The organism is Actinospica robiniae DSM 44927 (assembly GCF_000504285.1).
In the GTDB taxonomy this organism is placed as follows: Bacteria; Actinomycetota; Actinomycetes; order Streptomycetales; family Catenulisporaceae; genus Actinospica; species Actinospica robiniae.
The window spans coordinates 1,666,386-1,686,316 of the sequence record NZ_KI632511.1 but is presented as its reverse complement, the minus strand read 5'-3'; the positions used below and the strand labels follow the sequence as shown (position 1 = coordinate 1,686,316).

The window sequence follows — 19,931 nt, the reverse complement described above, 5'->3', positions numbered from 1 at the left end:
TGCTGGCCGGAACGGCGCCATAGTCGGCAAGGGGAGCTGCGGAATGAGCCGCTACGACGCGCTTCCGCTCGTCCGCAGGCTGCTGCGGGAGCTGCCCGGCCCGGTGGACACCATCGTCGACCTCGGCTGCGGGGACGGGACGATCCTGCTGGACCTGTGCGGCGACGGGCCGAGCGGCGTCGGCGTCGATCCGCATCCGCCGAGCATCGCAGCGGCCCGCCGGGCCGCGGCCGAATCCGGGCTCGAAGTCTCCTTCGCCGTGGACAGCGCCGAGGGCTATCTGGCCCGGGGCGACGGGCTCCCGCGCGGCCGCACGGCCTACCTGACGGCGTTCTCGCTCCAGGAGGTGCTGGAGCAGCAGGACCGGGACGCCGTGGTCCAGTTGGTGCACGCCGCGGTGCATTGCGCCGAGGACTCCCACCTGGTCGTGATCGAAGTCGACCACCGGCCTGACGACCCGTCGAAGATGCGGCACGGCCTGGGGACCGCGTACTACAACCCGTACTACCTGCTGCACCAGGTCACCGAGCAGCGTCTGGAGACGACCGGCTTCTGGCGCCGGCTCTTCAGCGACGCGGGGACCCGGGTCGAGGCGTGGATGACGACCGATCCCCGGGTCGACTCGACCGCGCTGGAGTTCGGCTGCCTGCTCTCCCGCGCCACCGAGGCGCCCGGAGGCGAAGGGGGCGACGCGTAGCCATGCGCGAGGTGTTGCGCTTGCGTGATCTGCGCTATCTGGTCGTCGGCCAGTTCCTCTCCAACGTCGGCGACTGGTTCATGCTGCTCGCCGTGCCCTACTACGTCCTGAGGCTGAGCGGCTCCACGCTCGCCTCGGGACTGGCCCTCGCGACCGAGACGGTGCCCGCCCTCCTGCTCAGCCCGGTGGCGGGCGTGCTCGTGGACCGCTGGGACCGGCGCCGCACGATGATCGCCACGAATCTGGCCCGCGCCGCCGCGGTCGGCCTCATGCTGACCGTGCACCGGGTGGGCGAGATCTGGATCCTCTACACGGCCCTGTTCATCGAGGCCTCCTTCAGCCAGCTGTTCAACCCCGCGCGCCAGGCGATGATCCCGCTCATCGTCGGGCGCGGGCCGCAGCTGCGCGCGGCCAACTCGCTCAACGCCCTGGTCGGCGGCCTGGTGCGGCTGATCGGCGCCCCGCTCGGCGGCGCGCTCTACGCGCTGTTCGGGTTCGCGCCGATCGTCGCGGCGGACATCGGCAGCTACCTCGCCGCCGCGCTCTCCGTCGCGCTCATCAGGACCCGGCAGACGCCGGAAACCAAGCCGAAGCGGGCTTCCGGCGCCGCCCTCGCCGTATTCCTGCGCGAGGCGTGCGAGGGCTGGGCGCTGGTCGCCCGCACGCGCGGGCTGCCCCCGCTGTTCCTGGCCGGCGGCCTCGCCGCGGTCGGGAACAGCACACTGACGGTGCTGCTCGTGCCCTACATGAGCGAGGAACTCGGGGCGGGCGGGCGGACCCTGGGCGTGCTGTTCGCCTTCTTCGGCCTCGGATTCGTCATCGGGGCCCCGCTCAGCCGGGTGCTCGGCGCCCGGGTGCCGGCGCGGCTGCTGCTCCCGGGCTCGTTCCTCGCCCTCGGCCTGGCGTTCCTGGCCACCTTCAACCTGCACTCGGTCGTGGCCGACGCCGCGCTGTTCACCCTGATCGGCATCCCGGCGATATGCGCGTTCGTGACCGTCGACACCTCCGTCCAGGCCGCCACCCCGGACCACGCCCTGGGCCGGGTCTCAGCGTCCTACTTCACTGTGCAGGCCGGGTCCACCATCGTCGGCGGGTTCGGCGGGGCCGCGCTAGGCGGCGCCCTCGGCGTGGTCTGGGCGATGAATCTGGCCACTGCCTTCGTGCTGGCCGCGGCCTGCGCGGCCGCGTTCCTCCCGAGCACGCTCGCGGGCAGCGCCGAGCAGGCACCGACCGAACCAGCGGTGCTCCTCGAGGACGGAGCGGAACTGTGACGACGCCGGAGTCCGTGCACCGGCTCTTCGTCGACTGCGCGCGCCGGACGCCCGAAGCCGTGGCCGTCCGCGCCGGGGAAGACCGGCTCACCTACGCGCAACTGGACGCGCGCAGCGATGACGTGGCCCGGCTCCTGGCCCGCGCCGCCGGTCCGGGCGACGTCCCGGGCCACGCCCCCGTGGCCGTGCTGATGAACCGTTCGACGACGTCGATCGCCGTGCTGCTCGGCATCCTCAAGGCCGGCCGGGCCTATCTCGCGCTCGATCCGCGCGACCCCGACGGGCGGCTGGCCGCGCTGCTGCACGACGCCGGGGTCGAACTCGTCATCTGCGGACAAGAGCACCTCGGACGCGTTCCCGCCCCGATCCGTGAGCTGCTGCCACCCGAGCCGTCCGACGTCGACGAGCCGCAGGCGCCGCCGACGCGCGTCGAGCACCCCGGCCGGACCGCCTACATCGCGTACACCTCGGGATCCACCGGCTCGCCGCGCGGGGTGTGCGTGCCGCACCGCGCGGTGCTGCGCTTGGCGCAAGACCCCGACTACATCGACGTCCGGCCGGACGACGTGTTCCTGCACGCCGCGCCGACCGCCTTCGACGCGTCTACCTTCGAGATCTGGGTGCCGCTGCTGCACGGCGCGGCCGTGGTCCCTGCGCCCCTGCCGGACCTGAGCCCGGTCGAGCTGATCGAACTGGCCCGCCGTGAGGGCGTCACGGTGTGGTTCCTGACCACGGGACTGTTCCACCAGGTCGTCGATGCCGGATTGGCGGACCTGCCCGCGCTGCGCTACCTGCTGACCGGGGGCGACGTGCTCTCGGTACCGCACGTCAACCGCGCATTCGCCGCGCTGCCCGCAGCCCGGCTGATCGCCGCCTACGGCCCGACCGAGAACACCACCTACACCACCTGCCACCCCGTGTCCGCTCCGGTGGAGCAGGGAACCGTCCCGATCTGACGGCCCGTCAGGGGGACCTCCGTCCTCATCCTGGACGCGGACCTGAACCCGATGCCCGACGGCGAGACCGGCGGGCTCTTCGCGGCGGGCGAGGGCCTCGCCGACGGCTACCTCGGCCAGCCCGCCCTCACCGCGCGTCGCTTCCTGCCGCACCGGTTCGCGCCTGAACCCGGGGCCCGGATGTACGAAACCGGAGACCTCGTGCGCCGGCGGCCCGACGGCACGATCGAGTTCATCGGGCGCGCGGACTTCCAGGTCAAGATCCGCGGATTCCGGGTCGAGCCCGGCGAGGTGGAGGCCGCGCTACGCGCACTGCCCGGCGTGCGCGACGCTGCGGTGGTGCCGCAGCGCGACAGCGTCGGCGGCCGGACACTCGCCGCGTTCTACGAGAGCGACGACCCGCTGCCGACACCTGAGCTGCGCAAGGCCCTGCACGCGGTCCTCCCGCACTACATGGTCCCCGCTCGGCTGACCCGGATCGACACGCTGCCGCTCAACGCCAACGGGAAGGTCGACCGCTCGGACCTCGCGAGCCGCCGCAGCCGGCAACGTCCGCAACTGACCCGGCCCTACCGCGCGGTCAGCACCGAGATCGAGGCGTGGCTCACCGGCCTGTGGGAGGACGTCCTCGGCATCGACGGGATCGGTGTGGACGACGGGCTGTTCGAGCTCGGCGGCCACTCGCTGCTCGCCGCCCGGATCACCACCGCGATCTCCGGCGAGTACGGGGTCGTCCTCGAGGCCCGCGGGTTCTACGAAGACCCGACCATCGCGGGAACGGCCACGGCGGTGCGGGGCCTGATCGAGGACGCGGAAAGGACGGCCGGCGGCCGATGAGCCCGACCACGCGATCCGTGACCGGCGCGACGATGCTGCGCGCAGAGCCCGGCGACGGCGAGTTCGCCCTCTTCGCCTTCCCCTACGCCGGAGTGGGCGCGTCCGCGACCTACCACGCCTGGCCGCGGGAGATCGGCGACGGCGTGCTCTGCCCCCTGCAGCCGCCCGGCCGGGAGGACCGGACCGACGAGGCACCGCTGCGGACCCACCGCGAATTCGCGGACGCGACCGTCGCCGCGATATCAGGGTACGTGGACCGTCGCTATGCCTTCATCGGGCACTGCGGCGCCTTCCCCTACCTGGTGGAGACCACGTTCCGGCTGCAGGAGGCGGGACTGCCGCTGCCCGAGCGCCTGTTCTGCTCCTCCTGGGGGCCGGCCCACCGCGGCCTCTACGGCCGGCTCAGCTTCGTCGACCTCGAGACCTTCGACGCGGTCGCCGAGATCCAGGACATCTGCCTGGCGCGGATGGGCTTCACCCTGCCCGCCGACCACGCGGAGCTGGCCGCCCGGAGCCTGCTGTTCGACATGCGCGTGGAGCGCGGCTACGCGTACGACGGCGAACCCCGCATCCCGGTGCCGGTGACGGTCATCGGCTGGAGCGCCGACGAGGTCGTGCCGCCGTCCGTGGTCTGGCCCGGCTGGGAGGGCTGCGCCGACGCGGACTTCCACCTGCTCGACGGGGACCACTGGAGCTACCTCGAAGGCCCGCCGGAGCTGGCCGCCCTCGTCGCGGCCGCGATGAAGCCGGCGGCAGAGTTCGACGATAGTGCGGTGGTATCGCGGGAGTAGGCGGCCTTCCTAGTCTGCGAGGTGAGATCCCGGTCAACACAAGGGGATGGTCCGATGGCCCTTGACGTCGCAGGCTCCGCAGGCTCGCCGGCCAATGCCACGTCGATCCGCAGATCGCCGTTACGGCGCCGGCCGCCGTTGACCCGGTTCAGGTCCGTCGCCAGCAGCGGCAGGCCGGGCGACGGAACCCCGCCGAGCTCGAACAGCGCGTCCACGACCTCGAACACCTCGAGGGTCACCGCGCCCGCACCCCCGACGCGCCGGCCGGATGCCCGCGTCTCCAGGCCCAGGTCCGAGGTGAGGGAGAGGCACAGGACCGTGCACATGGCGCCGGTGTCGAGGAACGCCGAGACGCTCTTGCCGTTGACGGCGGCCGGGGCGTGCAACTGCCCGGCGAGGCCGCGTTCCAGCGGCACGCTCACCTGATCGCGGCTAGCCATCGGCGCTGCTCCCCACCACGCTCGCCCGGTCGACCGGCCCGGGCGCGGGCCCGGGATCGGCGAAGTCCAGGCCGCCGGGCACGAACATCGGGCCCAGGGTGCTGGCGGCGAGGACCGCCGCGCCGAGGACCAGGATCGCGCCCGCTCCGAAATGCGAGGCCAGCGGGCCCATGGCGGCCAGGCCGATCGGGTACAGCAGGCCGCTGACGAAGTAGTCCAGGGACATGACCCGGGCCAGCGCGCGCTCGGGGATCCCGCGTTGCAGCGCCGTCATCCAGGCGATGCCGAAGAACTCCAGGCCCGCCCCCGCCAACGCCGTCGCGGCGCCGATCACGAACACCGAACGGGACACCGCCATGACGGCGAGCATCGCCCCGAACGGCAGGAGCGCGGCCAACGCGGCGGCCCCCGGCCTGGACGGCCGCCACCGGCTCGCCGCCAGCGCGCCGAGCAGGGCCCCGGCGCCGAAGGTCACCAGCAAGGCGCTGTACGCGGGCGTGCCGTCCAAGCGGGTGCGCGCGATCACCGGCAGCAGCAGGGTCCAGGTGGCGGAGGCGAAGACCATCTGCACACAGGACATCAGCATCACCGCACTCACCCACGGGCGCTTGGCGACCTCGGCGAAACCGCCCGCGGCGACGCGCAGCGACATGCCTTCCCCGGTGGGCTCGGGCCGCTCCACCCGGATGGCCGCCAGGCAGGCGCAGCTGACCACGAAGGTCGCACCGTCGATGAGGAAGGCGCTGCGCAGGCTCCCGAGCGCGACCAGCAGGCCGCCGAGCGCCGGGCCGGCGATCATCGCCGTCTGGCTGGAGAGCGACATCAGGGCGTTGCCGGACTGCATGTCCTCGTCCGGGAGGACCTGGGGCACCACGGCGCTGAATGCCGGGGTGAAGATGCCCTCGCCGGCGCCGACCGCGGCCCCGCAGACACAGGCCAGGCCCACCGAGACCGGATACCGGCCCAAAGCGAGGCCGGCGACGCCGCCCAGGCACAGCAGGTTCGCGGCGAACATCACGTGGGTGCGCCTGACCCGGTCTGCGAGCACGCCCGCGGGAAGCACCACCGCGACGAGGGCGACCGAGCGCGCCGCCAGCACGAGTCCGAGCCCTGACGCTCCGCGGCCCGAGGTGAGCAGCAGGGTGGCGAGGGCGATCGGGAAGACGCGGTCGCCGAACAGGCTCACGCTCTGCCCCGCCCACAGCACCCTGAAGTCCCGCGTGCGCAGGGGCGCGAAGGTCGAGGCGGGTCGGTTCTTCATCGTCACACCCATTCCGTGGCCGGCTCCACCGTGTCGTCCTCGGTGAGCACCGGGCGTTCCAGGAAGTAAGGGGCCTCGAACGGCACCCGGTCCTCCGGCGCGAGGTCGTTGATCCAGTCGGGGTAGCTCGTCTGATGGTAGGCGAGCCGGGGCGGGACGGTGCAGTTCACCTTCGGCACCTGGCGCATCAGGATGACCCGCCGCTGATGCGCCGCGCGCCACGGCAGCGTGCCGTGCAGCAGGGCCTCCGTGAAGACGATCAGATCGCCCGGCTCCATCTCGATCTGGCGCACGAGCTCGGTGTCCTGCTCCCACTTCAAGATGGACGCGGGGCAGTGCAGGTTCGCCTTGGGGCTCCCGGGAATGCAGGCGAACCCGCCGTCCCCGGCCCGCGCGGCGGTCAGTGCGAACTCCAAGGTGATCATGCCGCAGCGGATGACGTCGTTCGCGTACGAGTAGTAGGTCACCGGCGAGAACCACCGCTGGCCGGAGCCGTGCAGGCACATGCCGTCGGCACCCTGATCGGCGAGGATGATCTCCGGTGCCGAGTCGAGGCGCCAGCCGCGGCCGAGGAGGGAGTCCAGGTAGCGCCGGGACTCGGGGTTGCGGACCAGCTCGCGGAAGGGGCGCGCGTCCGGCTCGGGCAACTGCAGCGGATCCGGCTTGAACCCGCGGCAGCGCCGGCTGCCGCCCAGCGTCTTCGACGGCCCCGGCCCGAGGGTCGAGCGCGCGATGCCCTCCGGGTGCCGGTCCACGGCCTCGTTGAGCCGGGCCACATGACTCTCCGTCAGGGCCCCGCGCACGACCACGAACCCGTTCAGGTCGAACAGGAACCGCTCGCGGTCGGTCAGCCGGTTCAGCGGGGCTGCGCCACCCATCGACGGCGACGGGTTCATCGGTCAACTCCCTTCACGGGCATCCGACGACCCTCCACCAGCGCTCGAACCCCGCGGCGGTCAGGGAGTCGGGGTCGGGGTCCGGGTTCGGCTGAAGCGGCCGTCGCCAGAAGCGCAGGAGCAGGTCCTGCGCCGCACCGCGCAGGGCCACCGGGTTCGGATCGGGCGGCGCCGTGCCGCTGCCGTCCGCCCCCGCGTCGAGGGCGCCCTCGCCGAACGCCACGTCCCAGGACGCCGAGGCCACGTCGGTGCACTCGACCAGATAGTGCTCGCCGGACGCGGCCACGGCGCTGCGGCGGCGGCGCATCAAGGGTACGAAGTGCGTGACGAACTCGTCGATCCCGTCGCCGGCCAGGCCCGGCTCGATGCGCAGGTCCTCGCCGTGCGCGCTGGCGGCGTCCCATTCGTGCACGACCGTCTCGTGGCACATCCGCCGGATCCAGAACGCCACGGTCCGCTCGCTCGACCACGACCAGATCCGCTCGTCCTCGCCCGCGGCCGCGAGGGTGTCCACGAGCGTGTCAGTGGCCTGCGTGAACCAGGCCCGCATCGTGCCCGGGGCGGGCGCCCGGACCGGACCGAGCCGGGTCTTGACCTCCTTGCCCGAGACGGGGCGGCTCCTGGTCAGCTCGCTGACGTGGAGGTAGACCGCCCCGACGTGATGGACGAGGTCCGCCAGGGTCCACGCCGGGCACCCGGGGACGATCAGCGTCGGGTCGTCCTCGGCCAGGTCGGCCAGGGCGACGGCGCTGCTCTGCACGGTGGCGAGATAGTCGGCGGCGAGATGGTCCGCGGCGAGATGGTCGGGCGAGCCCGACCCTAGCTGAGGAGATACCACGGTTCCCTCCGTTCCTCGGTCCCTGCGGCGGCCAGATGCTCCCCGATGACTCTGCGGGCCCTCTGGACCTCATGGTGGTGGCTCTCCTCGAGCTCGGCCAGCGCCGCGGCGTTGATCGCGCCCATGCCGTTCACCAGCGCCTCGCCGGCGGCCGTCGGCTGTGCGTCCGCCGACGCGAGCTGCGCGATTCCCGCCTCCACGCACGCGCGCCAGATCGCGAGCCGGCGATAACCCCGGCGGGTCGGATTGAGCACGGTGAAGAGCCGCGCGAAGGTCGTGGCGATGCCGAAGAAGACGTAGGTCCCGTGCAGCACGCCCTCCGCCTGCCGCGTGTCCGGCCGCCACGGCGCGTTGACCGGCCGGCTCGGATCGCCGAGCAGCGTGGCGCTCTCTTCGAGCAGGAACAGCTTCAGGTGATGGTATTCATGGCAGACCATCGCCAGCGCCTCCAGCGGGTCGGCGAAGACGGCGTAGACCACGCCCGGCAGCTCCCGCGCGCTGCTGCTGTGGATGGCCCGGCCCGGTGGCCGCTGCAGCGGCACGAGGGCGCGTGCGACGGCGGTCAACTCGGCCAGCGTCTGCGGCGACGCCCGCTCCAGCAGCTGCAGCGTACGTTCGAGGCCTGCGAGGTCCTCGTCACCCGGCGGCTCGGCGATCGCGAAGAAGTCCGGAATGCCGAGGGGGAGCAGGCCGTCCTCGGTGGCCAGGCGCATATCCGCGGTCCGGACCGACTGCCGGACCTGAACCCTCGGGCTGCTCCGGCGTACCGCGAGGGTCCCCGTCCCGGCGGCGGGCGCCAGGGTGACGCGCGTGTCGCCGCGGCTGAGCCGCACCTCGCCGTCGTGCGCTGCCAGGGTCACGGGTTCCGGCGCGTCGCCGAAGTCGATGGCGAGCCGGCTGTGCGCAAACACGATCTTCGAGACGGCGAGCGGTTCGCTGAACGAGCCGCCGACGGTCACCGTGGCCTCGGCGGCCAGGCCGCACAGATCGGCGTAGACCCGCGGCTCCTTCTGGATCCGGCCCGGAGGCAGGTGGATCCCGCCGCAGCCGCCCGCCTCGTGGGCGAAGGACGCGTCGGCGGCGAGCGCCTTCTCCAACTGCTCCGCGACGACGGACGGAACCTGCAGGCGGCCGACGGCGGCGGTGTCCTCGTGCCGGGCGTGTGCCCGGATCGCCCGCGCCACCACGGCCAGGCCTTCGCCCGGTACCAGCCACGGCCGTACCGCCTCCGCCGCGCCCTCGTCGTCCGCTGCCTACCTTAGGACGTCCATGCGAGCGCTTCCGCGGGTACCTTGCTCGCCGCCAGCCGCTTGGCGATGTGCTCGACGAGCGGGCGCCAGCCGCAACAGGAGCCGAGCTGGTCCGCCTTGCCGTAGCCCTCGTGGATGTACCATTCGTGCGGACAGCCGCCGGCGCAGATGCCGAAGGTCGGGCACTCGCGGTACCGGCCGAGCCGCTCCGCGTCCGCCTGGCGCAGCGCCGCCATCCGCAGATCCGCCGCGACCTCGTCGAAGGTGGTGCTCGCAAGGTTCCCGAAGGCCCGGTCCGGCTCGCCCTGGAACAGCTCGCAGTGCATGATCGTGCCGTCGGCCTCGATCCCGTAGACCGAACCGAGGCAGTTGCCTGAGATCAGGCAGCTGCGCGGCGCCCGGCCGAGCAGCTTGCGCAGGACGGCGTCGAAGTTGTTGATCTTCACCGTGGAGTCGCTCGACCACCAGAGGTCGAACAGCCCGCACAGGTAGGCCGACCAGTCCGCGCCGCCGAGGAACTCGGGGGAGATGGTCGGCGCGGCCTCGTCCCCGGCCACCGGGTTCGGCGGGCGCACGGGGACCAGCGTGACGTTCGAGATCCCAGCGCTCTGCAGGAAGGACCAGATGTACTCCGGCCCCTTGCCGACCAGCTCGTGCGAGGCCACGATGCTGACGCCGTGCGGGATTCCGCGGTCGCGCACTTTGACGAGCGTCTTCTCGATCAGCCGCGAGGAGGAGCCCCCGCCGCGTGTCGGGCGCATCCGATCGTGGATCTCGGGCGGCCCGTCGATGCTGATGCCGAGGCCCACGTGCTGGGCCACCAGGAAGTCGAGCCACTCGTCGGTCAGCCGCGTGCCGTTCGTCTGCAGCGTGTTGGTGAACTTCCGCCCGGCCGGCCGGTGCCGCGCCTGCTCGGCGAAGACGTGCCGGTAGAAGTCGAGGGGCACCAGCGTCGGCTCGCCGCCGTGCCAGTTGAAGTGCACTGCGGTGACGTCCTTGGCGGCCATCGCCCGGCGGACCATCAGATCGGCGGTCTCCAGGGAGATCGCGTTGGCGGTGCTGCGCCAGTCGTTGCAGTAGGAGCAGCGCAGATTGCACTCGCGGGTCGCTTTGACTATGAGGGTGAGCAGTCCCGGCATGAGATCCTCTCCACGGCGTCCGGGTGCCAAAGGTGCATGGAGCCTCCGCAGCCCGCCGTACCGTGCTGCTCAGGCGTCAGCTTGCGGTGATCGCGGACTCATCCGTCGCGAGGGGCTCGTCTGCGCCCTCGAGCACGAGGCTCGCGGTGTCGAAAGTCGCTCGCCACCACATCATCTCGAGGTCCTCGGACTTCTCCGCGCACTCCTGCACGATCTCGCGTACATGCGATTCCTCTGCCATGTCACACCTCCTCCCGCCGTCACGACTGAAAGGGAACGGGACGCGCACATGCAAATGTGATGATTTGACACAAAGGCTGCAGAGGCCCCATGTAGGGCCCGACTCTAGCGATCGCCCGAAGCCGCGGCCAAGGTTCTGAGATGGACAGTTCCGAGGTGGACAAGCTCGCGTGGCCGCGGCACGGCGCTATGCTCTACGCAGCGGAGGCCTCGGGATCGACGAGAAACCGTCGACCACGCTGAAGACCAGGCGACCTCCCGCTGAGCCCCGGTAGAATCAGGGCACGATGAGCAAGCGGAGATACGTACCCCGCGGCGTCCCAGGCGGCTACCGGATCTGGGACAACAGGGCCCGCAGCTGGTGGGGGAGCTCTACGAACTCTGTCCGGACGAGCTCGTCGCCGCGCTCAACAACGGGGTCGGCTACACACGGCTCACCGAGATCCTCAAGCGCACGCGGGCGCAACGACGCTAGCGGCACCAGTTCAGCCCAACTCCTGTCAGCTCCCCCCAACGGGCCGTATCCGGTCACAACGGCCCTCAACTCGACCATGCACGGTAGGGCCCCGCACGGTGTCAGTGGACGCCAGTAAGGTGGGTACCTCCTTCGGCCGAGGGGTGATCGATGACGGGTGGCGTGTTGCTGACCTGCCTGGCCGCCGCTGTTCAGTCGTCTTCGTCTAAAAGGATCGGAGAGTTACTCGCGGCGAGTGGCGCGAGGTCAAAAGGTCGCACCACTGTCCGGCGGGCGATCCGCCACCGGTCATCCTCGCGGCGGTATTCGTCCTCGTACGCGCCTCCGCCCACGATCCATCGCAGGTCGGGCAGTTGTACCAGGACGACCGCGTCGCAGCGGCCGGCCGCCGTGTCGCCGTTGATCCGGTCGACGATGTGGTTGGAGGTCGCGTGCTGCATCGCTGGGAAGGTGGCCCACTGCACTTCAACAGCACGACGGATCTCGACTGTGCCCCGGTAGACGCGATCCGGACTTGTCTCCCAGACGGCATCGTGAGTCCACACCGCATCCCAGCGTTGCGCGTCGCGGTGATCGGCGGCGATGCAGTAGTCGTGGACGAGCCTGTGCAGGGCCAGCTCAGTTTCCACCCGGTCCAGTCGGGCGGCGAGAGATTCCAGGTCGATCGTCATCGGGCGTTCCTCCAACACCGGCGATAGCGCACGTCTGCGAACACTCAAGCGCACCTCCACGGTGCTGGGCCCCGCTCGCGGGGGCTCTAATAGCCCTCCGCGGTGTTTCCGAGTGCACGTGTGCGGGATCTCGTTCGGGTGCTCGTCGATGCCGACGTGCATAAAGACAGGGCCTCCGGTGTAGCTCGGGGTTGTTGAGATCCATCGAGCAGGGAGGCCCTGTTGTCTTCGTTGTACGCGAGTGCCGCCGCCGATTCCAGCCGCCGCGCCGTTGGTTGCGTCTGTCTCGCGCACCGTTATGGCAATGCCGGGGACCGGCCGGTGCGTGTGCGGGCCTATCCGACGGATCTGACGGATGAGCAGTGGGAGCGGATCCTACCGGCGATCCCGTTGCCGGCCTGGCTTGGCGGGCGCGGTGGCAGCCGGAGGGCTACTGCCACCGGAGATGATGGACGCGGTGTTCTACGTGCTGGACAACGGGATCAAGTGGCGGGCGGTGCCGGTGGACTTCCCGGACTGGGCCGCGGTCTACCGGTTCATCCGGCGCTGGCGCAACCAGGGCCTGATCGGGAGGCTGCACGACCGGCTGCGGCGGGGTCGGGCCCTGGGCCACGCGCTTCGACTCCGAGGAGGCTCTGGTCACCGCCGACAATGTGGCGCGCGCCCACGCGGTCGAGCACCACGACCTCGCACCGGTGCTCCCGTTCGCTACGGTCTACGGACCGGGCCTGCATGCCGACAAGGCCACCGCGATCGGCATCAGCACCCGAATGCCGATCAACGAGGACGGCTCCACCAGCTACACCCGCGGAGACTTCCTCGGCGGGCTGGTCTACGGCGTCTATCGGCCTGCCGAGACCGCCGACGCCGCCACCGGGCCGGCCGAGGGCGACCAGTTGTGGAACACGACGCTCTATCCGTATCCGGCCGGCGATCTCGACCCGCTCTCCGTGCCGCTTGCATCGTTGGGGCTCGAGGTGACCGGCGTCGATCGCCGCTTCCTCAACTTCTGCGCCGGACTACTCGGCTGCGAGGCAGTGGACGATCTGGGCATGCTCCAGCCGACCTTCGCCCTCGCCTGGCCCGACTACCGCGACTGCGTCGCCGTGGGCCTTCGGCATCTCATCCAGCAGCGGCCGATCGAAGCCGCCGATCAGCTTGCGTTCTACCTCGCCCAGGTCTACGCCTACCTGTTCGACGGGTTCGGCTCGATGCCGGTGGCGCCGAGCTAGGCGCGCGTTCAGCGGACGGCACGTGACGGCCCTCTAGGACGTGTCGGAAGTGCGCACCACGGAGCGGCCGGATTTCGAACGCTGGGCGAGCGGCGGGCGAGCGGATGGGCGCGGACGGCGCGGCACGATCGGCTACCGGTAGGACGGGATGGCGGCGGGCGACCGGACCGGAGCGCGGGAGATCGGACGTCACAGCCCAAGCTGGCATATTCGATAGCTGATCCGCCTCAGCTACGGATCAAATGGTGAGAGGTTCGAATCCCTCGGGGCGAACCGAACCATCCGCACCCTGCATAGGGTGCGGCTGTCTGTACAGCGGCCCGCGATTGCCCGGCGCGCCGCGTTCCAGTCGTGCCGGTTGCATCCGGCGCGGCGCGTGACCATCAGCGCGGGGTGGGCGGAACCCCGCCGGCGCCGACGCCCTCGATGAGCACTTCGGCTACCGCGGCGCCGTCGACATGCTCTTCGCTGCCGCCGGCCTGCACGCCGAACCCCTCCGCACTCTGCTTACCGCCGCACCCTCACCCGCGACGAAGGACGAGAGCCGGTGACCGTGCTGCGCCCCGGCCTCGCAGACAGCCTCAACACCCTCAAACTCTCCGGCATGCTCGAAACCCTCGACGCCCGCCTGGCGAAAGCCCACGGCGGCGACCTCGGGCACCTCGAGTCCTTCCAGATCCTGTGCGACGACGAGATCGCCCGGCGCGAGGCCCAGGGCATGGCCCGCCGCCTGCACCGCGCCCGCTTCGATACCGCCGCCACCCTCGAAGGCTTCGACTTCACCGCCTCCCCGACGCTGCCCGCGGTCCAGATCCGCGACCTCGCCGCCCTGCGCTGGCTCCACGCCGTCACCGCCCAGCAGGCCGACGACCTCTACGAACTCGTCTCCCACCAGGGCAGTTCACCGTACATGATAGCAAATATCACAATTACCGCTGCGGCCAGGGCCCCAATAAGAACGTAGCGTCTACATCCACCCCACTGCATGGCTCTATTGCAGCGCGCTGAGTCACAGGTCCGCAACCGCTTCGTCCCAATAGACTGGCACAGTTTCGATGCTCTCCCACATGCAAGTGGGCCGGCGGGCGGCCTGGCGAGTGGGCTGGGTTTCGATGGCCTGGCGCCGGGGGTGCGGCGCTGCTGGGGTTCGCGCAGCAGCACTGTGCCCCCTTCATCCGGCCGTGGAGTGGGTGAAGAGGGCGCAGGTCTGGGCCAGATACTAGATGAGGTGAAGAAAGGTTCACCGCCCGATGAGGTTGGCAGGGCGCGCGGCGACGGGCGTGGCTGACTGCGTGGCTGTGCGCGGGCAGCCTCAATACTTGGCTATTGGCTCTTAATGATGAGTCCGCCGATTACAAGCAGCATGAGTATCAGCGCTATGAGCGCAAGCACTACCAGCCAGAAACAGCCCCGTGCGCGCGCCCGCGAACGGTGCAATTGCCCCGCAAATGCTATATTCTCAGCCGTCTCGGGAATATTTCCCGTTCCGCCGCATATTTCGCATCTGTTCCGCACCACTCCCGTAGGGGTCGGGATGGGAATCTCGCCTGTGCCGTGGCAATTCGGGCACCGCATCGTCGCCTGTTCAGACGGTTGCTCATAGATACCTCGTGGATCCTGTGTCATCTTGCCCCCTCGTGCTCGTGCACCTCATGACGTAACGACGTTCGGAAGCCCACGCTCGCGAGTGCCGTCTTCCATCAAAGATACCTGTACATCAGACTACGCGCATACTTTGATCTGGGCGGCGGCCTTGTAAGCAGGCGAGGCCGAGCACGTCGGTTGGCCGTCACCGCTAACCGGGCACCCCAGGACTGGTACGGGCCGTTCCCCAACCCCGTTGTCGCGGAGTCCTTGCTCGACCGGATCATCAACACCAGCCACCAGGTCTTCACGAACGGACCCAGCTACCGGCCCAACAAGCGACCCAAGGCGAAGACCCCGAAGCCCCTGCCCACCAACCCCGACGACCGGAAAGCACCCGTCGACTGCGGCATGACCGCACTGACCGTCCCCGAGATCCAGCGCATACTGATCACGACCAATGCCCAACGAGCACCGGCGAACCAGAACGAGAATCTCCATCTAGCCTGGTCTGACTGGCGTCGACGCCACCAAGCCCGCGCCCGCTGGCACCACCACCGCACACGCCTCACCCTAGCGACATGATCGCGAAGCCGTGCCTACAGGCAGCTGCTATGTACGTAGATCAGCTCCGTAGTCTGCTGCGTCCTGGAGCACCAATGGGGTCCTGGGACGCGGCACACCCAACTGAGGCCGAGGTCGCGGAAGGCCGGGTTTCAGCACGCGGGCTACAGTCTCGAACACACGGCGCGCAGCCACGTCCCCGTATTCGGAGAACTCCTCGGTCGCGACGAGCACCACTGCGCCGGACGCCAGGCCCACAACGCGATGAAACGCCCCGCTGTCCGTCAATGCGCCAACGCCGCCCAGGTCCGCCGCGATCTCCTTCGGAACCACTGTCACCCAGTCATAGCCGCGAAGGTATTGCCGAGCCGCCGGGTACTCGCTGAACACCCCGTAAGATCTCAACGCGTACTCCAGCTCCGTGCGCGTGGCATCGCCCCCGTAGCCGACCGCACCGAACACCGAATCGGTGATGTCCGCTAGCTCACGCACCACTTCCAACACCCGTTGCTGGACGGACCGGTCCACGAAGAGCTCCTCCGGGACGTCCAGGATCAGCTGGGCGAATGACTTGTCCACATCGTCACGCCGCACACGCGCCATGGCATGGTCCCGCACGCCGGAACGCGTCACCGCCCACCAGATCGAGCAGCCGGCCACGGCCTCGTTCAACGCCCAGTCAAGGTTCGCCGCCGTGAACTTGCGGCTCCGGCTCCTCCCACCGAACTGAAGGGAGGCCGCGCCCAACGAGGAATGCGGGTAGGCAGCACCCGGGACCTCCGGGAAGACCGCTGTGATCGCCGATGCCAGCCAATCGGAAACCACCGCTCGGTATGCTTCATCCCCGCCCACGTCGATCAGCAACTCGACGTGCATGTTGGTTGGCACCGATGACGGCCCTTCTGCCCGTTCCGCCGCCTCCACCCAGGCGTTTCCGGCATCGTAGCCGATCAACCCACGTAGGTGCGGTGCTCTCAGGCCCTTGCCGAATCCACTCTTGGAACGAGACCGCTTCTGTGGCGCGCTGACCGCACCGGGCTATCATCCAGCGCGTCAGCGCAGAAGCCCGAATGGCGTCCAGCCGGACATAAGCGCGGCACTGAGTGCGCCGGGAGTGCCCCTGCAGTCTTCGTCAAGTGAATCGGGCTGCGCGCGGCAAGCTTGGCAGGCAGTATGCAGCAGCGGTCGATCAGTTCAACGACAGCCAACGGATACTGCACATCGAGATGCAATCGTCCCACCAGGACCGGGTGAGCGTAGCCTGATACGGCACCAGCGCGCTTCTGCCGCGGCAATAGTGTTGGCCGGGATAGTCAGTCCGCAGGATATTATGGCGATATTAATCAGAGGCCGCAGTATTGCGCCTTATCGCCAAACTGTGAAGTATGCTCAATGGTACTTAGCCTGAAGCTAGGCGCATGCAGCGGACGGCAGGGCGATCGTAAGCCAATCTATTGATATTAGGTGGTAGTATTTTATAGAGCCGCGATAGCCTGGATGAATGGCTGGCGAGCGAGGTAGGCGACCTCCCCGTCCGCCCAGTCTGTTCTGTCCCTGTTCCGCGAGAGTATGAAAAGTACCTACGGCAGACGGAAAGGGTGCGGCATGGAAACCGCAGGTCGGGTCTGGTTTCGACGTAGCGTCAGCGGCACTCAGATCGTCACCGCAAGATCTACACCATCTTCGAGGGCACCAGCGAGATCCAGCGCCTCGACATCGGGCCCGCTGAATCAGGAAAGGTGGCGCTTCTGCCCGCCTTCCCGGGTCGTAGGTCGCTTTAGCCGCGGTGCGCCGACCCGCCCGACTGCATCCAGGCGACAGCTTTGATCCGTGGAGCATGTGTTGGAAGTCTGCTGCAATAGACGACCATCGGCCCTAGCCTGGAATCTGATAGCCCGTAACCCGTGCGGTTGAGCGCAGTTCAGCGCATTCGCTGGGGAGCATGCTCCCTGGTTCGGCTCCCCGCGGCGCTCCCCGCGGGGCTGGCCGGCGGGTGAACTCTTCTCACCGCAACCTCCTTACTCTGATGCGCCGTCAGGCGTGTGCATCCGGCGGCCCGGTGGCGTTCTGCAGCCCAGTGTCCGCGCTCCAGGCGACGACTGGCGGGCCTCTCGACCTGGGTTGATGTGCTCGAAGTGAGACTTCGAGGAGTGTCCTTCCCCCCGCGTCGGAGCCAGCGCGACGACGATGAGAACGGGGAGCAGGGTGGGAGCGTGCTCCTCAGCCGAGGGCCGAACGCCTCGTTCGCCTGAGCCACAGTCAGGTGGAGGAACCATTGCCGATACATCGAACCAATGACCTCTTCCGCGGCGGAAAATCAGTTCTTGATCGACCGCGCCGCCGGTACGCTCGCCCTCGTGGTGAACAGGGATGAGTGAGCCGACTGCCCGGGATCAAGTGCCATCGCCCCACGCGGTAGCGGTCTGGCTCGTACTTGAGACGCTTGCGGTGGAGCGCACGCCATGGTGGGCCGCGCAATGGCTGGCCGACGGCCACGACGGTCACGCACTACGGGAGTTGGCCGGCTTGAACGGCAAAGACTCGCACGCAGTGCGCGATCTGCTGCCGACGGCCCTGGCCGAGACGGGCGTCGAAATACTGCCCACGCGCCTGGCTGCGGCTACCGCATCCTTCCGTGACCTGGCCGAAATGCTCCTCTTGCGCCGGGCTGACCCGCAGTGGGTGGTCAAGCGCGTCGAGCAGGTCATCGTTCAGGCGCAGTACGACGACGACGTGCTTAACCTGCCGCTCGGCCACCTCTACGGCCTCGACGATGAGTGGGAAGGCGGGTGGGGCCGCACCTCAGCGGATCTGAAAGCCGAGGTCGAGGCCAGATGCTCCGAACAGCTTCGCGTGGCCGCGCCGTGGCCGATGCGTCGGAGTTCTTGACATGAGCAACTGGGACACATGGGTGGCGAGCCACTGATGGGACTCGGCCGCCTGGGCACAGGTCAGGGACGAGGAGGCCCAGCGGCTGTGGGACCGGTTCGATGCAGAGTTCCGGTTTCGCCCGAGCATGTACGACCTACCGGGGACCGACGAGCCGACACCAGCGATCACCTACAGCCTCACGGTATGAACCGGACGTCTGCCGCCCCCGCGATGACATCGACCGCATCGCCTAATGCCCACTCCGCCACCCGCGAAACCGCCACATGCAGCACCTGCGCCGCGGTGATCATAGCGAGGGAGTTCGAGACGTGGAGCGTGGCGCGCGCGCCCGCATCTCGGACTTCTAGCGCCAGTCTCACTTCCGTGACGAAGTCGCCGGTTTCCCGCCAGGAATGCCTTGGGAATGGGTCTCGGGCGCTTCGGCTGGAGCCTCGCGTTCGACGAAGCGGCCGATTGCCCGGACGCTCTCAAGGAACTGGGCTGGGAAGACGATCGTCGAATTCTTCTCCGCGGCGACGTCCGCGAGGATCTGCAGGTTGCGCAACTGGAGGGCGACCGGGTGGTTCGCGATGACGTCGGCGGCATCGGCGAGTCGGTCGGCGCTGAGGGCTTCGCCCTCAGCTGCGATGATCTTGGCCCTTTTCTCCCTCTCCGCCTCGGCCTGCCGCGCCATCGCGCGCTGCATGGTGTTCGGCAGTTCGATGTCTTTGAGTTCCACCAGCAGGACGTCTACGCCCCATGGCTTGGTGAGCTCGTCCAGGATCTCCCTGATCCGCTTGTTGAGCGTCTCGGTATCGGTCAGCACCTGATCGAGGAGAGAGCGGCCGACCACGTTACGCACGGTGGTCTGGGCGATCTGCGCGACGGCCGACGAGACGTCTTCGATTTCGATAATCGATTTGACCGGATCGACGCGGCGGAAATATGCGACCCCGGCCACACCGATCGAGACGTTGTCCTGGGTGATCACCTGTTGCGACGCGATCGGCATGGTCACCGTCCGCAACGTGACCTTGACCATCCGATCCGCGAGCGGAATCATCAGCCGGATTCCGGGTTCTCGTACGTTACGCAGCCGCCCCAACCGGAACACGACTCCGCGTTCATATTGCCGCACGACGGCGACGCCGAGGCTCGACATGGTGATCGACCCTTCGTTGACGACTTTGAGTAAAGGCCGTGCCCCCTGCGGCCCGCTCACTCCAGCCGATCATCTCGAGCAGCAGCCGCACAGGTCCGCAAGCCCAACCCAAAATATGACTTTCAGCCCTTCTCGGTCAACCGGTCGAGTCGGACACGTCTAATGAGACAGGCACCACGGCGACCGGAGCCGTCGTCCGGGGGGCCTCTATGGGTTTCGTCAAGCGTGGCTGACGAGTGCGAGGCGGCGGTGCGCTCTGGCCGGTCGCCAGAAGCAGGCGCCGCTCACTAGTGCGGCGAGCGCGAGGTAGATGCCAGTCTCACACCATTGCAGTGCCCAGAAGTCGCCGGGGGGCTGGTAGGTATAGTCGACGTGCAGCTTGTAGGAGGCAAGGCAGTCGCCGACCGAGCCGGAGCCGGTGAAGCAGTGGAGATCCGAGCGGCCATTCAGTTGTTGTGCGAGCAGCACTCCACGCATGCGTTCCGCGAGGCAGGCCGCGCGGTCCAGTTGCGTGCTCAGTACAGCGCCGCACGACCGCCGCTCGCCAGGTGACAAGTTGCTCGTAGCCGCATCGAGTCTCCGCACGTGTGTGACGATACCCAGGTGACGCGCCGGCGCGCTCCTTGAGTGCTTGGTGGCCAACTGCGCGGCGCTGTGGTCGATGATCGCCACCGCGTTCAGCGCGGCGCAGAACCAGCTCGGCCGGATGGACCTGTGGACGCAGGGCTGAGCGCGTCGAACCTCTCGCAGGCCTGG

18 protein-coding genes and 5 pseudogenes are annotated in these 19,931 nt (G+C 69.1%); 12 read left to right on the top strand and 11 right to left on the bottom strand.

The features are described 5' to 3' along the window. Positions 1–43: 43 nt before the first annotated feature. From ACTRO_RS07240 to ACTRO_RS07225, 5 genes are read left to right on the top strand one after another with little or no spacing between them, the layout of a single operon-like run. Positions 44–697 (top strand): methyltransferase domain-containing protein, encoded by a 654-nt coding sequence (locus ACTRO_RS07240; RefSeq protein WP_051450449.1) that lies wholly within the window; start codon positions 44–46, stop codon positions 695–697. Between the two features lie 20 nt (positions 698–717). Next, complete coding sequence (locus ACTRO_RS45445; RefSeq protein WP_169739844.1) at positions 718–1,968, top strand: MFS transporter; 1,251 nt, start codon at positions 718–720, stop codon at positions 1,966–1,968. Next, the gene (locus ACTRO_RS46975; protein WP_169739843.1) at positions 1,965–2,924 is read left to right on the top strand and encodes an AMP-binding protein; all 960 of its coding nucleotides are present in this window, start codon (positions 1,965–1,967) and stop codon (positions 2,922–2,924) included. The genes ACTRO_RS45445 and ACTRO_RS46975 overlap by 4 nt, the downstream gene beginning before the upstream one ends. Before the next feature lie 51 nt (positions 2,925–2,975). Then, a complete protein-coding gene (locus tag ACTRO_RS46970; RefSeq protein ID WP_157435890.1) occupies positions 2,976–3,761 on the top strand; it encodes a phosphopantetheine-binding protein in 786 nt (261 codons plus the stop codon). Next, a complete protein-coding gene (locus tag ACTRO_RS07225; RefSeq protein ID WP_211244145.1) occupies positions 3,758–4,552 on the top strand; it encodes a thioesterase II family protein in 795 nt (264 codons plus the stop codon). The genes ACTRO_RS46970 and ACTRO_RS07225 overlap by 4 nt, the downstream gene beginning before the upstream one ends. Here ACTRO_RS07225 and ACTRO_RS07220 read toward each other — a convergent pair. From ACTRO_RS07220 to ACTRO_RS46965, 7 genes are all read right to left on the bottom strand, one after another. Then, positions 4,456–4,992 (bottom strand): retropepsin-like aspartic protease, encoded by a 537-nt coding sequence (locus ACTRO_RS07220; RefSeq protein ID WP_034262167.1) that lies wholly within the window; start codon positions 4,990–4,992, stop codon positions 4,456–4,458. The two genes, ACTRO_RS07225 and ACTRO_RS07220, sit on opposite strands and share 97 nt — an antisense overlap. After that, positions 4,985–6,253 carry an MFS transporter gene (locus ACTRO_RS07215; protein WP_034262164.1) on the bottom strand — a complete coding sequence of 423 codons (1,269 nt, stop codon included), beginning with the start codon at positions 6,251–6,253 and terminating at the stop codon, positions 4,985–4,987. Before ACTRO_RS07215 ends, ACTRO_RS07220 begins: the two co-directional genes overlap by 8 nt. Before the next feature lie 2 nt (positions 6,254–6,255). Continuing rightward, entirely contained in the window at positions 6,256–7,149 is an 894-nt protein-coding gene (locus ACTRO_RS07210; RefSeq protein WP_034262161.1) for a phytanoyl-CoA dioxygenase family protein, read from the bottom strand. A 13-nt stretch (positions 7,150–7,162) separates the two neighbouring features. Beyond that, entirely contained in the window at positions 7,163–7,987 is an 825-nt protein-coding gene (locus ACTRO_RS07205; RefSeq protein ID WP_034262157.1) for a maleylpyruvate isomerase family mycothiol-dependent enzyme, read from the bottom strand. Continuing rightward, positions 7,969–9,171 carry an aKG-HExxH-type peptide beta-hydroxylase gene (locus ACTRO_RS07200; protein ID WP_169739842.1) on the bottom strand — a complete coding sequence of 401 codons (1,203 nt, stop codon included), beginning with the start codon at positions 9,169–9,171 and terminating at the stop codon, positions 7,969–7,971. Before ACTRO_RS07200 ends, ACTRO_RS07205 begins: the two co-directional genes overlap by 19 nt. A 74-nt stretch (positions 9,172–9,245) precedes the next feature. Next, complete coding sequence (locus ACTRO_RS07195; protein WP_034262150.1) at positions 9,246–10,376, bottom strand: radical SAM/SPASM domain-containing protein; 1,131 nt, start codon at positions 10,374–10,376, stop codon at positions 9,246–9,248. A gap of 76 nt (positions 10,377–10,452) precedes the next feature. Next, entirely contained in the window at positions 10,453–10,617 is a 165-nt protein-coding gene (locus ACTRO_RS46965; RefSeq protein WP_157435888.1) for a hypothetical protein, read from the bottom strand. 286 nt (positions 10,618–10,903) lie between these two features. Here ACTRO_RS46965 and ACTRO_RS50825 point away from each other — a divergent pair. After that, positions 10,904–11,091: pseudogene (locus ACTRO_RS50825) on the top strand (hypothetical protein). Positions 11,092–11,282: 191 nt separating this feature from the next. On the opposite strand, the gene ACTRO_RS07185 reads toward ACTRO_RS50825, so the two are convergent. Beyond that, on the bottom strand, positions 11,283–11,762 hold the full coding sequence (locus ACTRO_RS07185; protein ID WP_034262146.1) for a nuclear transport factor 2 family protein: 480 nt from the start codon (positions 11,760–11,762) through the stop codon (positions 11,283–11,285). Positions 11,763–12,117: 355 nt separating this feature from the next. On the opposite strand from ACTRO_RS07185, the pseudogene ACTRO_RS50820 reads away from it, so the two are divergent. The 4 genes and pseudogenes from ACTRO_RS50820 to ACTRO_RS50815 form a co-directional block, all read left to right on the top strand. Continuing rightward, positions 12,118–12,282, top strand: a pseudogene (locus tag ACTRO_RS50820) (hypothetical protein); the annotation flags it as partial. A gap of 133 nt (positions 12,283–12,415) precedes the next feature. Beyond that, a complete protein-coding gene (locus ACTRO_RS49525; RefSeq protein ID WP_245594318.1) occupies positions 12,416–12,994 on the top strand; it encodes a hypothetical protein in 579 nt (192 codons plus the stop codon). A gap of 547 nt (positions 12,995–13,541) precedes the next feature. Continuing rightward, positions 13,542–13,841: pseudogene (locus ACTRO_RS48755) on the top strand (ATP-binding protein); the annotation flags it as partial. Positions 13,842–14,746: 905 nt separating this feature from the next. After that, a pseudogene (locus ACTRO_RS50815) lies at positions 14,747–14,941 on the top strand (ATP-binding protein); the annotation flags it as partial. A gap of 249 nt (positions 14,942–15,190) precedes the next feature. On the opposite strand, the gene ACTRO_RS07165 reads toward ACTRO_RS50815, so the two are convergent. Beyond that, positions 15,191–16,096 carry a hypothetical protein gene (locus ACTRO_RS07165; RefSeq protein WP_157435886.1) on the bottom strand — a complete coding sequence of 302 codons (906 nt, stop codon included), beginning with the start codon at positions 16,094–16,096 and terminating at the stop codon, positions 15,191–15,193. A 1,416-nt stretch (positions 16,097–17,512) separates the two neighbouring features. Here ACTRO_RS07165 and ACTRO_RS07160 point away from each other — a divergent pair. Together ACTRO_RS07160 and ACTRO_RS51335 are read left to right on the top strand one after the other, a co-directional pair. Continuing rightward, positions 17,513–18,031: a hypothetical protein gene (locus ACTRO_RS07160; RefSeq protein ID WP_034262135.1), complete on the top strand. Its 519-nt coding sequence runs from the start codon at positions 17,513–17,515 to the stop codon at positions 18,029–18,031. Between the two features lie 76 nt (positions 18,032–18,107). Beyond that, positions 18,108–18,221, top strand: a pseudogene (locus tag ACTRO_RS51335) (DUF2716 domain-containing protein); the annotation flags it as partial. Positions 18,222–18,389: 168 nt separating this feature from the next. On the opposite strand, the gene ACTRO_RS07150 reads toward ACTRO_RS51335, so the two are convergent. Both ACTRO_RS07150 and ACTRO_RS07145 read right to left on the bottom strand, forming a co-directional pair. Continuing rightward, positions 18,390–19,175 carry an SPFH domain-containing protein gene (locus ACTRO_RS07150; RefSeq protein WP_084316046.1) on the bottom strand — a complete coding sequence of 262 codons (786 nt, stop codon included), beginning with the start codon at positions 19,173–19,175 and terminating at the stop codon, positions 18,390–18,392. A 219-nt stretch (positions 19,176–19,394) separates the two neighbouring features. Then, positions 19,395–19,760 (bottom strand): hypothetical protein, encoded by a 366-nt coding sequence (locus tag ACTRO_RS07145; RefSeq protein WP_157435884.1) that lies wholly within the window; start codon positions 19,758–19,760, stop codon positions 19,395–19,397. Positions 19,761–19,931: the final 171 nt, after the last annotated feature.